Genomic DNA, 11,604 nt, shown 5'->3' on the forward strand with positions numbered 1-11,604 from the left:
CGGCCGGTGGTGGGCGTCTCCGGACTACTTGATCGTGGCCAGATCCAGGACGTACATCTCGTTCTTGATCGGGTAGGTCATCAACCGGTCGAGACCTCCGTCGGGAATCCGTCTGACTCCTTCCGCGTCCCGTCTTATCCCGAGATCGGCGAACTGACCGGTGTCCGCGTCGTAGAGGCTCAGAACGCTCAGGTTCCCCGGTCCCATCAAATTGACCTTGAAGAAGCGCTCAAGGCCGGCGTCGTCCCCGAGCTGGAAATTTGCCGGCAGCTCGCGTTCTCGGGAGCCGTCGCGATCGCGGACGAACCTGCGCAGGATGGTCTCGACCCGCATCGTCTTCGGGCACGGGCGGGTGCCGCACTTGACCTCTTTTCCGGAGCGGTTGCGGACGGGTTCGCGCCTGACGACCTGGGACCGCACCTTCATTCCGGCGCACCGGTCGACGCCGCACCTGACTTCCTCGTCGGCCGTGAGCACGGCGTCGCGCCGTTCACCGGTCTCGGCGTTGAACAGCTTGGCGAAGATGTTCTTCCCCTGATGGGTGCCCACCCACGGCCACTGCAGGATGTGCTGCCGCTCGGCGCCCTTCACCGGTTGCATCTGGCCCCCGCTCAGCGGCACCCGGTAGACACCTCCCTTCTCATAGGCGAAGATCACGTCCTGGCCCGCGACGGTCAGCCCGTTGATGTGGCCCTGCTTCATGACGTTCCCCAGGGGGACGTCGGTCACCGGCCGTGGCGTGCCGCCGCGGACCGGCACCGTCCAGATCCGGGCGACCCGGTCCTTGCCCGGCTCCTTGTACGACGCCCACCAGACGATGTTCCCGCCGCCCGCCGCGACGCCGTCGGCGAAGATCGCTGAGCCTTTCGTCGGGGGGATCTCGGCGACCCGGGTGGGGCTGCCGCTGTCCAGGTCGTAGCGCCACAGGAACTGGCGGCTCCCGTCCATGACCCCCGTCATGACCAGCAGGGTGCGGTCGTCCAGGAGCAACTGCGGGTAGTAGTCGCGGCCGTCGGGCAGCTTGGCCGGGATCGTGCGTACGGCCTGCGGCCACACCTTCTCGATGGGCGGCGGGATCACGTCCGCCGGCGGCTCGGCCCGGCCCGTCGCCTTGTCCGTCGCGCGGTCCGTCGCGCGGTCCGTCGCGCCGACCGCGGGCTGCGGCGCGGCCGACGTCCGCACGGCGTTCACCGCCGCGCCCGCCCCGCCGATCACCACGACCACGGCCGCGGCCGCGAGGAGGGCGGTCGTCCGTGCCCGCCGCCGGCGGTGGCGCGTCTCGACCGTCGCGGCCAGTCCCGCCGACGCCCGCGGTGCCCGGTCCGCCGCGTCGGTGAGGACGCGGCCCAGCCTGTCTTCGAGTTCACTCATCGCATGCTCCCGTGGGTCGCCGGTGAGGGGGAAAGGGAGGATCTCAGCTTGTCCAGGCCCCGCGAGGCCTGGCTGCGCACGGTTCCCGAGGAGATGCCGAGCACCTTGGCGATCTCGGCGTCGGTGAGCTGCTCGTAGTAGCGCAGCACCAGTACGGCCCGCTGCCTGCGGGGCAGCGCGGACAGCTCCTCCCAGAGCCCCTGCTCCTCATCGGAGGGGAAGACCTCGTGACCGGCCCGCTCCGGAGGCTCTCCGGTGAGGTGTTCGCGCCTGCGCCGCCGCCAGACGCTGATGTGCAGCCGCGCCATCGTGGTCCGCGCGTAGCTCTGCGGGCTGTCCTTGCGGCGAACCCTAGGCCAGGCGCCGCGCAGCCGTAAGAGGGCCTCCTGGACGAGGTCGGCGGCGTCGTGGGGGTTTCCGGTCAGCACGTACCCGTAGCGGAGCAGCGCGTCCGCGTGCTCGGCCACGAAGCTGTCGAAGCCGGGTTCGTCGTCCACCTGTCATCCCTTCTCGATCGTCAAGACCCAGACGACTTCGGGGGCGGAAGTGTTGCATCACATGGAGGAATGTTTTCCCGGGCTCTCGGAGGCCCGGCTCGCTCCAGAGCGGTGTCCGGCGCCGATCTGTCGGCTACCGTTGCCGGATTTTCCCCCGGACCATCCCGTACCTCTCAACGGTGATCAACCTCGGATGCGCCCCGAACCCTTGTGAACCGCCTGCGCGCAGGCGACCGCGCCCGTTTCGATCGTTAGCCGCCTGCCGAATTCGGGTAGGGAACCACCTGTACAGGTGAGCCCCCCGAAAGATCAGACAACGGGGGTGTGCTCAGGTGAGTGTTGTACGGGCCGGCGTGATGGCCCTGCTCATAGGGGTTGCGGCGGTTGGCGCGACCCAGCACTCGAAGCCGGCGTCCGACCGACCCGGGAGCTGGGTGGTCAAGCGGCACAAGAGCTCGGTTCACCAGCGACCCGCACGGTGGTCGACCGGCCGGTCCAACGATCGGCCTTCGGCCTGGTTCGCCAAGTGGCGTAAAGGGTGGGGATCCGATCAGCCCGAGGGGTCCGGGTACGGGCGCTACCGGAACCGGTCGTTCAGCGAGCCCATTGGGTCGGGTGCCGGGCGGCACCGGGGATGGCCGTCCGACGGGCCCGGAGGGACGGAGGGCAGGCGGTATCGGAGCCGGTCGTTCGACGGGACCGAGGGGCCGGGTGCCGGGCGGCGTAAGGGGTGGGGATCCGATCAGCCTGAGGGGTACGGGCGTTACCGGAATCGGTCGTTCGACGGGCCCAGGGGGTTCGGCGCCGGGCGTCGTAAGGGGTGGGGATCCGATCAGCCTGAGGGGTACGGGCGTTACCGGAATCGGTCGTTCGACGGGCCCGGGGGGTTCGGTGCCGGGCGGCACCGGGGATGGCTGCCCGACGGGCCCCGAGGGACGGAGGGCAGGCGGTATCGGAGCCGGTCGTTCGACGGGACCGAGGGGCCGGGTGCCGGGCGGCGTAAGGGGTGGGCGTCCGAGCGGCCTGAGGGGTCCGATGCCAGATGGCGCAGGAACCGGTCGTTCAAGCGGTCTGATGGCCGGAACCCCGGCAGGCAGAGAGACCCGTCCTCATCGGCGGACGACGGCGCACGGCCCTTCCGGGCCGGGACGGAGGCGGATCAGCCCGGCTGGTCGCCCGAAGAGCCGGATCTCTGATCCGGCAGGATGAGACCGATCCGCTTTCCTCCACGACGGAGTGGGCCCCCAGCGGGCATCGTTGAGGGCCCTTGCGATGAGCGGAAGCTCACCATCCGCCGGGTGCCTGCCTGCCGGTTGCCTGCCCGGCCATATGGGCGACGTCCTCGGTGCCCTCCCTCATCAGCTTGCCGGCCAGGTCGGCCAGCGCGCGGCCCGCCGCGAGCTCGTCGCCGATCGACGGAACAGGCTGGTCGATCGGATTGCGCCGGGCATATGCGACGCTCTCTCTTCTCTTGCCGTCAGGCGTCATCAGGACGGCCTTGGCCGTGGTGACATCGTCCTTGTCGTCCTCGCTGATGTATATCTGCACATCCCACTGCTTCGATTCCATCACCAACACCTCCTCGTTCCAGCCTCCTCCTCCGCAGGCATCGCCGGAAGGGCCATCGGACCTGCATGAACAGGGTTTTGCCGTCCCCGGTGTCCGGAGGCCGGTCTCCCGGCCAGGGCCGGGAGACGAGGGAGGGAGCCCCGGAGGGGATCAGGGGCCGTCCGGCTATGTCGTTCAGGTGGCCGTCTTCGGTGTCAGGGCCGGCGACCGCCCCGTGAACCTGGGCGGAGCCCCGCCGGACCCGCCGGCGTCCGGCTGTCCCCGGCGGGCGGGCACGGGGCCGGAGCCCAGCGCGTCACGCAGCGTGGGATGGACCGTGAGGCAGCGTTCCAGACCGGTGACGCGCAGCAGTTCGACCGTGGGAGGCCGGGGTGAGGCGAGGCGGACCGCGACGCCGCGCGGCCGGGCGCGGCGTTGGACGCCGATCAGCACAGCCAGCCCGGAGACGTCGCGGAACGACACCTCCGACAGGTCGAAGACAAGGAGGTCCGTGCTGCGGCGGAGCGCGATGAGCAGGTATTCGCGCAGCGCCGGGCTGGTGGTGACGTCGATGTCGCCGCACAGCCCGACGACGGTGTGGGCCGGCCGGTGGGTGGCCGGGAGGCTCGTGCCGGCGGGTGCCCCGGCCGGAACCACGAGCGTGAATCCTTGCTCCAAGAAGAGGGCGGGCCATGCGGGCGCGGCCGGCGGGGTGCCGGCGGGTGTAGCTGGAATGATCCGGGAGAGCGGCTTCGTCGTCATGATCGACCGGTCTGTCTCGGTCCCGGGGGACCGGATAGCGAATCGCCTTGGGCGACGCTGACCTGGCTGCCAACGCACGGGATGTCCTCGGTAAACCCCCATTCTACCTCCTGGCACCCGCACCCGGCTGATCCGCGGGAGAAAACGGAAAGCCCGCCACCTGCCGTATGAGGCACGTGCCCCCGCCTCGGCGGAGGGCGGTTGACGGGACTTCCCGTTCTCTGCCGTCCGGGTTTCCGGATGGAGCGGCTACGCCTCCCCGCCGCCGCACGGGCGGTGCCGCCGCCCGTGCCCGCCGTACGGCCTCACCGGGTCAGGGCTTGTTGATCTGGGCGGGCGGCTCGCCTTCGGGCTTGGGAACGCGAATGGTCTCGGAGGGCTTGTCGCCCTTGTTGCGTGCGTATGCGGTGGGGTAGCAGTCGTAGTAGCAGTAGTAGTCGTCGCAGTAGCGCAGGAAGCAGATCCAGCCCGCGGCCGTGGCCGTCTGCGTGCAGCCGGCCGCCGGCGCGGCCTTGGGCGCCGCGGCGTGGGCGCTGGCCGCGGGAAGTGCGACGAACAGGCTGGTGCCGGCCAGGACGGCGCCTGCCACGATGGTGCCGGCGTTACGGATGAAGGTGTGCATGATCCTCCTCGTTCGCGTACGGAACACAACGAGGCTAAATGTAACGGAGCGATTACGCAGAGTCACTGACCCGATGTCGGCGTGACGGGCGTGGTGGCGCGTTCGACCGTCGTCCCGGCCGTGCCCACGGCATGCACCGCCGCCGTGCACCGCCGCCGCCGTGCACCGCCGCCGGCCGGTCGCTCGCGACGGCCCGCGTCGAAGGGGCGGGCGGCCGGGCCGTGCGTGTCGCGATCCGGATTCTGCTCCTGAAACGGGACTGAATGATGTCGATATACAACCCTGCGATAGCCGTAGAGGAGCCGCGAGTATGATTCACCGCATGACCGGGCGCCGCAGTTACGACGATCCGTGCGGAGTCGCTCGCGGCCTCGACGTGCTCGGTGAGCGGTGGGCGTTGCTGGTGGTGCGCGAGCTGCTGTTCGGCCCGAAGCGGTTCACCCAGCTACGCGACGGCCTTCACGGTGCGAGCCAGAACGTGCTGTCCCAGCGGCTGCGCGAGCTCCAGGAGGCCGGGGTCGTACGGCGCCGCAAGCTCGGTCCGCCGACGGGCACCTGGGCCTACGAGCTGACCGAGCGGGGCCGCGACCTCGAACCCGTCCTTCTCCAGCTCGGCCGCTGGGGGAGCCGCGTCCCGATGACCTCCGAGTCCGAGCTCGGCGTCGACGCGCTGGTCCTCGCGCTGAAGACGACGTTCGACCCGGACGCCGCCGGTGGGCTGCGAGCCCGCTACGAGCTGCGGCTCGGTGCGGATCGCTTCGACGCCAGGGTCGCCGACGGCCGCCTCGACCTGGTCCGAGGCGCTGCCGACCGGCCGGACGCCGCCATCGAGGCCGACGCGGCCACGCTCAGGTCCGTCGTCTTCGGCGGCCGTCACCTCGACGACGCGCTCGGCTCCGGCGACCTGAGGATCGAGGGTGACCGCCGGGCGGCGACGCGCTTCGTCGGCCTCTTCCCGCGTCCCATGCCCGTCCCGGCCGGCGCGGAGTAGCGGGCGACCCCTGCCGGCGGCCTGGTCAGGGCCCTCCCGTCACGACCATGCCGCTCTCGAACGTGCGGGTCACGGTCGGCGTGACGTCGTGGCGGGGCAGCAGTCCCTTCTCGGCCGCCTCCCACCCGGTGTAGGTGAGCGACCACAGCACCTGCTGGATCCACTCCGCGCTGAGCTGCGGGTCGAACACCCCTTCTGCCTGGCCGCGCTCGATGAGGCCGATCGTGGTCGGCACCGAGTAGTCCGGCTCGAAGCAGACCGTGAACTCCTCCAGCACGCGCGGGTCGCCGAACAGGAACGCCAGCCGGTCGCCGACGTCCACCATGGCTGAGATCAGCCTGCGCATGGCCGCAAGCGGCGGTCCCTGGTCGACCGCCGCTTCCCGCACCGAGTTCTCGACCGCCCGGAACGAGTCGTCGACGGCCGCCCTGACGAGCTCCTGGCGGTCGGGGAAGTAGCGGTGCAGCGTGCTGCGGCCGACCTCGGCCGCCGCGGCGACGTCCGCCAGCGTGGCGGTGCGGTCGCGGGCGAGGACAGAGGCCGCCGCGCTGAGGATGGCGCGACGCGTGCGGCTGCGGGTGCCGGATTCCGGGCTGTCACTCACTCTTCAAAGGGTAGCCGCACCCGTTCATAAAGAAATATTCGTGTTTGATTTTGGGACACTGATGTCCCAAAATGGGCGCATGGCATCCTTTGCAGTCGTCGCCGAAGGGCTGCGCAAGCGGTACGGCGACGCCAACGCTCTCGACGGGTTCGACCTGGCCGTGCCGGAGGGAACGGTGTGCGGCCTGCTCGGGCCGAACGGCGCGGGCAAGACCACGGCCGTCCGCGTCCTGGCCACGCTGGTGCGAGCGGACGCGGGCCGCGCCCTCGTCGCCGGATTCGACGTGACCGCCCAGCCCGCGCAGGTGCGCCACCGGATCGGCCTGGCCGGCCAGCAGCCGGCCGTGGACGAGATCCTCACCGGCAGGGAGAACCTGGAGATGTGGGGGCGGCTCTACCACCTGGACGCGGCCACCGCCCGTCACCGGGCAGCGGAGCTGCTGGAACGGTTCAGGCTGACCGAGGCGGCCGGCAAGCGGGTCAAGCACTACTCCGGCGGCATGCGCCGCCGCCTGGACCTGGCCGCCTCCTTCATCCTGGCCCCGCGTGTGCTGTTCCTCGACGAACCCACCACCGGCCTGGACCCACGCAACCGCAACGAGGTCTGGCAGGCCATCCGCGACCTGGCCGCGGCCGGCAGCACGGTGCTGATGACCACGCAGTACCTGTTCGAGGCCGACCAACTCGCCGACCGGATCGCGGTGATCGACGCAGGCCGGGTGATCGCCGACGACACCCCCGAGCGGCTCAAGTCGGCGATCGGCGGCGACCAGCTCGATCTGGTCCTCCGTGACGCCGCCGACCTGGCCGAGGCCGTGGGCGTCCTGGCCGGGGTCGCCGGTGCCGAACCGGTGGCCGACGCCGACGCCCGCCGGCTGACCGTCCCGGTGCGCGACAGGATCGGCGCCCTGACCGAGACCATGCGCGAACTGCAGCGGCGCGGCATCGCAGTGGAGGACGTCGCTCTGCGCCGCCCGACCCTGGACGAGGTGTTTCTGAGCCTGACCGAGGAGAACGAAGAGAAGAGGACGGTCGCATGACCACACCCATCGCCTCCGCCGTCCCCCGCACCCATGCCGAGCGGCTGCGCTGGACGCTGGCGGACGGGTGGACCATCACGCGTGCCAACCTCATCCACTGGGCGCGCAACCCGACCGGGTTCGTCGGCCTGGTGATGTTCCCGATCGTGATGGTGCTGCTGTTCGGCTACGTGTTCGGCAGCGCGATGAGCGTGGCCGGGGGCGGCGACTACCGCGAGTTCCTGATGCCCGGGATGTTCGCGCAGACGATGGCGAGCGGCGTGATGACCACCATGATCGTCGTCACCGTCAGCACCGCCCGCGGGGTCACCGACCGGTACCGCTCGATGCCGATCTCGCAGTCCGGGGTGGTGCTCGGCCGTGCCCTCGCCGACATGGTCAACTCCGTGCTGGAGCTGGCCGTCCTGCTCGCCTGCGGCCTGGTGGTCGGCTGGAGCTGGCACAGGGGCATCGGCAACGCCCTGGCCGCCGTCGGCCTGCTCCTGCTCCTGCGTTCCGCGCTCATCTGGGTCGGCATCTACCTCGGTCTGATGCTCGCTCCGGAGTCGGCGAGCGCGGCGTGGATGCCGCTGCTGCCACTCACCATGCTCGCCAACACCTTCGTCTCTCCCTCGCTGATGCCCGGCTGGCTGGGGACGATCGCCGAGTGGAACCCGCTGTCGGCCACGGTGGCCGCCTGCCGGGAGCTGTTCGGGAACCCGGGCTGGGGCGGCACTTCCTGGGCCGCCGAAAACGCGCTCCTCCTGGCGATCGGCTGGCCGGTGCTGGTCACGCTGATCTTCCTGCCGCTGTCCGCCCGCCGTTACCGGCGGCTGGACCGCTGAACGCGACCCCGCGGCCCATACTCACCGTTGCCCCGCGGGCCGCGGGGCAACGGGACAGGGGATACGGTGATCACCGACCGGCGAGAGCACTGGCTCGATCATCGCCGGCCCGTGGCCGGTTGCGCCCGCGTTAGCCGTTGGGCCACTTCGGGTAGGGGTGTTTGTACCAGTGTGCCCCCCACGGGTGGAAAAGTGGGGGTGTGCCCGGGTGGTCGGGAGAATGTTGTCGTTCGGCGTGCTTGTCGTACTCACGGGAGGGGCGACCATCCTCACGGTCCATCCGGCGAACTCGGCCCGTTCCGTGAGCTCGGCCCGTTTAGTGAGCTCGGCCCGTTCCGTGAGCGCGGTCCAGCACGTGCGCCCGGCCCGGCCGGTGAGTCCGGCTCGATCGCCAGGTCCGACCCAACCGGCGAGCACGGCCCGGCCCCCGGCTCCGGCGGGGACCGCCGGTCCGGCGGCCGCAGGGACCGAGCACGGCGTCCGCGCGCCGATCGTCATCGCGCATCGTGGAGCCAGCGCCTTCCGGCCCGAGCACACGCTTCTCGCCTACGAGGTCGCCATCCAGATGGGCGCCGACTACATCGAGCCGGACCTGGTCTCCACCAAGGACCACGTGCTGGTCGCCCGCCATGAGAACGAGCTCTCGGAGACCACCGACGTCAGGGGCCATCCCGAGTTCGCCGGCCGCAGGACAACCAAGATCATCAATGGTGCCCGGGTGACCGGCTGGTTCGCCGAGGACTTCACGCTCGACGAGTTGCGCACCCTCCGCGCCCGCGAGCGTTTCCCCCACTGGCGGCCGGGCAGCAGGGCGTATGACGGCCAAGCGCAGATCCCGACGCTGGAGGAGGTCGTCGAGCTCGCGCAGAAGCACGGCGTGGGCGTCTACCCCGAGATCAAGTATTCGAGCTACTTCGCCTCGATCGGGCTGCCGATCGAGGAACCACTGCTGGAGACCCTGCGACGACACGGCTGGGACGACGCGTGTGACCCGGTGTTCATCCAGTCCTTCGAGACCGGCAACCTCAAGCGGCTGCACTCTCTCACCCGGCTCCGGCTCATCCAGCTCATCGGGTCGGGGAACGGCTCGCCGTACGACATGGTGAAGAGCGGCGACCCGCGCACCTGCAACGACCTCCTCGCCCCGGACGGCCTGCGGCAGATCGCCGAGTACGCCGACGGCATCGGCGTGACCAGCACGCGGGTCGTGCCGATCGGGCCCGACGGGAGGTCGCAACCCGCCACCTCGCTCGTCGAGGACGCCCATCGGCAGGGCCTCCGGGTGCACGTCTCGACCATCCGCGACGAGAACGGGAAGCTTCCGGCGGACTACCGGCTGGGCAACCCCGCCGACCCGGCCTACTCGCATGCCGCGGGGAACGTGGCGGGCTGGCTCGAACGGCTGTATCGGCTCCACGTGGACGGAGTGCTCGCCGACAACCCCGGTAGCGCGCGTGCCATCCGGGACCGTCTCTTCCCCGGTCACCGACAAGCGTGACCGGCCGGCCGCCGAGGCGGCGGCCCGCCCGCTGGCCGGCCGGGACGCACGGGCTCGGCCCGTATTCCGCCAGTCACGCGGAATACGGCTGGTCCGGCCGGTCCGGCCAGGGGTAGGGTCGGCCCATGACCTGGCGACATTGATCCATCACCAGAGGCCGACGCGGAACACGCTGTCGCGGGCCGCCGGAGATGCCCAGCATCCCGAGCCCGCACGGTTCCCCCGCGACAAGGACCTCACGATGATGCCTTCTCCGCGTGCGCCCTGCGGCCTGCTCGCGGCCACCGGACGTGGGTTCACCAATCGGGGGCTCGCCGGAATCCTCGGTGCGGGGGCGCTGGCACTCGGCGCCGGAGCGATCAGCGGTGTCGCGGCGGGTTTCGTCGCGATCGCGGTGGCCTTCTGTCTCTTCCAGCTGGCGACCGTACTGGCCGACGCGCGGCTCCAGGACCGCATCGCGGGCCCGGCCCGGGCCACGGTGACCTCGCTGGCCGGGCTGGGCACCGAGGTGGCGGGCATCGGTGTCTACGGCGTCTACGCCGCTGCCTCGACGGTGACCGGACACGGAGTGATCTTCGCTGCCTTCGCCGTGCCGTACGTGGTCATCGCCTCCGCTCTGACCATGGGCGGCCGTCCACGTTCCGGCGGCGGGCGGCGGTCATCCGGCGGGGAGCTCGCCTCACCGGATTCCGGGCCCCCCGCCGGGCGGTCCGCGTGCTGCGCGGCTGACGCGCGGCCACCGGAGGGTGGGAGCCGCCGCAGGTGAGCGGTGCCGGTAAGGGGCGGGGCGAAAGGGAATTTATGCCCGTTTTGCCGAGTTGCGCGCATTTCACGGTCGCTGTTCATAAGATCTATGCCTGACCGTGACCATCGGCTGGAATCGTAGACAACCGCCTAAAGCGCTCAACCGCTCCAAAAAGGGAGAGACACTGTGCTGAAGTCCAAGACGCGTCGCCGCGTCGCGGTCAAGACAGCCGCCATCGCAGCAGCATGTGGTGGCATCTTCTTCGGCGCTGTCCCGGCGATCGCCTCCATGGTGGCGACCCCGAAAACGGTCACCTACAGCTGCACCGGCTCGGGTACGACCGCCGCCTACAAGGTCCAGGTGGACATCACAGGTCCGCTGACACCGACGCCGAACTCGACCGTCGTGGCGACCTGGGCGGTTCAGCAGCCCACCGCCTCGCCGTTCTTCACCGCGGCCTCGGCCATCCCCGCCACCGAGCGCCTCGTGATCGACGGGGACGCGCTCGTCACCAGCAGCCCGTCGATCGTCCCCTCCGAGCTCCGGACGGCCGCGGCCACCGCCGCCGCCGCTTCCGTGCCGGCCGGCGCCACGTTGCAGCCGCTCCCCATGTTGATCACGATGACCCCCACCGGGACCGGCGTCATCGCGGTCCAGCCGGGCTCGTTCAGCCTCTACCTGGAGCCCGCGTCCGGGACGGGGAGCGCAAGCGGGGGCGACCTGTACGTGTGTGACGTCGCGGCTACGGCCGAGGCGAGCGCCGCGGCGCTGCTGATCACGGTCAAGCCGTCGGGCACCTCCACCGGGACGGGCACGCCCACCCCCACCACCACGGGCACGGGCACGTCGACCCCGACGACCACCCCCACCACCCCGGCCCCCACGGTCACCGTCACCACCACCACGACGGCCGAGCCCACCAAGACCCGGCAGATCGGCAAGACCCCCGGCGGCGGCGCCTCCACGGGCGGTGGCGGGGACGCCGGGCCGGACGCTCGGATGATCATGCTCAGTGGTGCGCTGATGGTGGCGGGCGCGGCGATCGGCGGCCTGGTGCTGCGACGCCGTACCGCGACCAGAGGCTGACCGGGCGGCCGGGTGAC

At 70.9% G+C, this 11,604-nt stretch carries 12 protein-coding genes; 6 read left to right on the forward strand and 6 right to left on the reverse strand.

Annotation, left to right across the window (positions count from 1 at the left end):
- Positions 1 to 24: 24 nt before the first annotated feature.
- The 5 genes from FHR32_RS18900 to FHR32_RS18920 form a co-directional block, all read right to left on the reverse strand.
- A complete protein-coding gene (locus FHR32_RS18900; RefSeq protein ID WP_184755500.1) occupies positions 25 to 1,371 on the reverse strand; it encodes a TolB family protein in 1,347 nt (448 codons plus the stop codon).
- Positions 1,368 to 1,868 (reverse strand): SigE family RNA polymerase sigma factor, encoded by a 501-nt coding sequence (locus FHR32_RS18905; protein WP_184755501.1) that lies wholly within the window; start codon positions 1,866 to 1,868, stop codon positions 1,368 to 1,370. The genes FHR32_RS18900 and FHR32_RS18905 overlap by 4 nt, the downstream gene beginning before the upstream one ends.
- A gap of 1,284 nt (positions 1,869 to 3,152) precedes the next feature.
- Positions 3,153 to 3,437 carry a DUF1876 domain-containing protein gene (locus FHR32_RS18910; protein ID WP_184755502.1) on the reverse strand — a complete coding sequence of 95 codons (285 nt, stop codon included), beginning with the start codon at positions 3,435 to 3,437 and terminating at the stop codon, positions 3,153 to 3,155.
- 174 nt (positions 3,438 to 3,611) lie between these two features.
- The gene (locus tag FHR32_RS18915) at positions 3,612 to 4,178 is read right to left on the reverse strand and encodes an STAS domain-containing protein (RefSeq protein ID WP_184755503.1); all 567 of its coding nucleotides are present in this window, start codon (positions 4,176 to 4,178) and stop codon (positions 3,612 to 3,614) included.
- A gap of 313 nt (positions 4,179 to 4,491) precedes the next feature.
- The gene (locus FHR32_RS18920) at positions 4,492 to 4,800 is read right to left on the reverse strand and encodes a hypothetical protein (RefSeq protein ID WP_184755504.1); all 309 of its coding nucleotides are present in this window, start codon (positions 4,798 to 4,800) and stop codon (positions 4,492 to 4,494) included.
- A gap of 322 nt (positions 4,801 to 5,122) precedes the next feature.
- Here FHR32_RS18920 and FHR32_RS18925 point away from each other — a divergent pair, with 322 nt between their 5' ends.
- On the forward strand, positions 5,123 to 5,791 hold the full coding sequence (locus FHR32_RS18925; protein WP_184755505.1) for a winged helix-turn-helix transcriptional regulator: 669 nt from the start codon (positions 5,123 to 5,125) through the stop codon (positions 5,789 to 5,791).
- Positions 5,792 to 5,816: 25 nt separating this feature from the next.
- Here the strand turns inward: FHR32_RS18925 and FHR32_RS18930 are convergent, their stop codons facing one another.
- Positions 5,817 to 6,395 (reverse strand): TetR/AcrR family transcriptional regulator, encoded by a 579-nt coding sequence (locus tag FHR32_RS18930; RefSeq protein ID WP_184755506.1) that lies wholly within the window; start codon positions 6,393 to 6,395, stop codon positions 5,817 to 5,819.
- A 79-nt stretch (positions 6,396 to 6,474) separates the two neighbouring features.
- Between FHR32_RS18930 and FHR32_RS18935 the strand changes: the two genes are divergently transcribed.
- The 5 genes from FHR32_RS18935 to FHR32_RS18955 all read left to right on the forward strand — a co-directional run bounded on the left by FHR32_RS18935 (position 6,475) and on the right by FHR32_RS18955 (position 11,587).
- A complete protein-coding gene (locus tag FHR32_RS18935) occupies positions 6,475 to 7,434 on the forward strand; it encodes an ATP-binding cassette domain-containing protein (RefSeq protein ID WP_221465467.1) in 960 nt (319 codons plus the stop codon).
- Positions 7,431 to 8,258, forward strand: coding sequence for an ABC transporter permease (locus tag FHR32_RS18940; protein ID WP_184755508.1), 828 nt, complete (start codon positions 7,431 to 7,433; stop codon positions 8,256 to 8,258). The genes FHR32_RS18935 and FHR32_RS18940 overlap by 4 nt, the downstream gene beginning before the upstream one ends.
- 337 nt (positions 8,259 to 8,595) lie before the next feature.
- The gene (locus FHR32_RS18945) at positions 8,596 to 9,756 is read left to right on the forward strand and encodes a glycerophosphodiester phosphodiesterase family protein (RefSeq protein ID WP_312882464.1); all 1,161 of its coding nucleotides are present in this window, start codon (positions 8,596 to 8,598) and stop codon (positions 9,754 to 9,756) included.
- Positions 9,757 to 9,997: 241 nt separating this feature from the next.
- On the forward strand, positions 9,998 to 10,522 hold the full coding sequence (locus FHR32_RS18950; protein WP_184755509.1) for a hypothetical protein: 525 nt from the start codon (positions 9,998 to 10,000) through the stop codon (positions 10,520 to 10,522).
- A gap of 165 nt (positions 10,523 to 10,687) precedes the next feature.
- Positions 10,688 to 11,587: a hypothetical protein gene (locus FHR32_RS18955; RefSeq protein WP_184755510.1), complete on the forward strand. Its 900-nt coding sequence runs from the start codon at positions 10,688 to 10,690 to the stop codon at positions 11,585 to 11,587.
- Positions 11,588 to 11,604 lie beyond the last annotated feature (17 nt).

It is taken from the genome of Streptosporangium album (assembly GCF_014203795.1).
GTDB lineage: Bacteria > Actinomycetota > Actinomycetes > Streptosporangiales > Streptosporangiaceae > Streptosporangium > Streptosporangium album.

What these genes read in the sequence shown, in the direction of transcription:
- FHR32_RS18900 (WP_184755500.1), bottom strand. Translation starts at nt 1,371, where the DNA reads ATGAGTGAACTCGAAGACAGGCTGGGCCGCGTCCTCACCGACGCGGCG.
- FHR32_RS18910 (WP_184755502.1), bottom strand. Translation starts at nt 3,437, where the DNA reads ATGGAATCGAAGCAGTGGGATGTGCAGATATACATCAGCGAGGACGAC.
- FHR32_RS18915 (WP_184755503.1), bottom strand. Translation starts at nt 4,178, where the DNA reads ATGACGACGAAGCCGCTCTCCCGGATCATTCCAGCTACACCCGCCGGC.
- FHR32_RS18920 (WP_184755504.1), bottom strand. Translation starts at nt 4,800, where the DNA reads ATGCACACCTTCATCCGTAACGCCGGCACCATCGTGGCAGGCGCCGTC.
- FHR32_RS18925 (WP_184755505.1), top strand. Translation starts at nt 5,123, where the DNA reads ATGACCGGGCGCCGCAGTTACGACGATCCGTGCGGAGTCGCTCGCGGC.
- FHR32_RS18935 (WP_221465467.1), top strand. Translation starts at nt 6,475, where the DNA reads ATGGCATCCTTTGCAGTCGTCGCCGAAGGGCTGCGCAAGCGGTACGGC.
- FHR32_RS18940 (WP_184755508.1), top strand. Translation starts at nt 7,431, where the DNA reads ATGACCACACCCATCGCCTCCGCCGTCCCCCGCACCCATGCCGAGCGG.
- FHR32_RS18950 (WP_184755509.1), top strand. Translation starts at nt 9,998, where the DNA reads ATGATGCCTTCTCCGCGTGCGCCCTGCGGCCTGCTCGCGGCCACCGGA.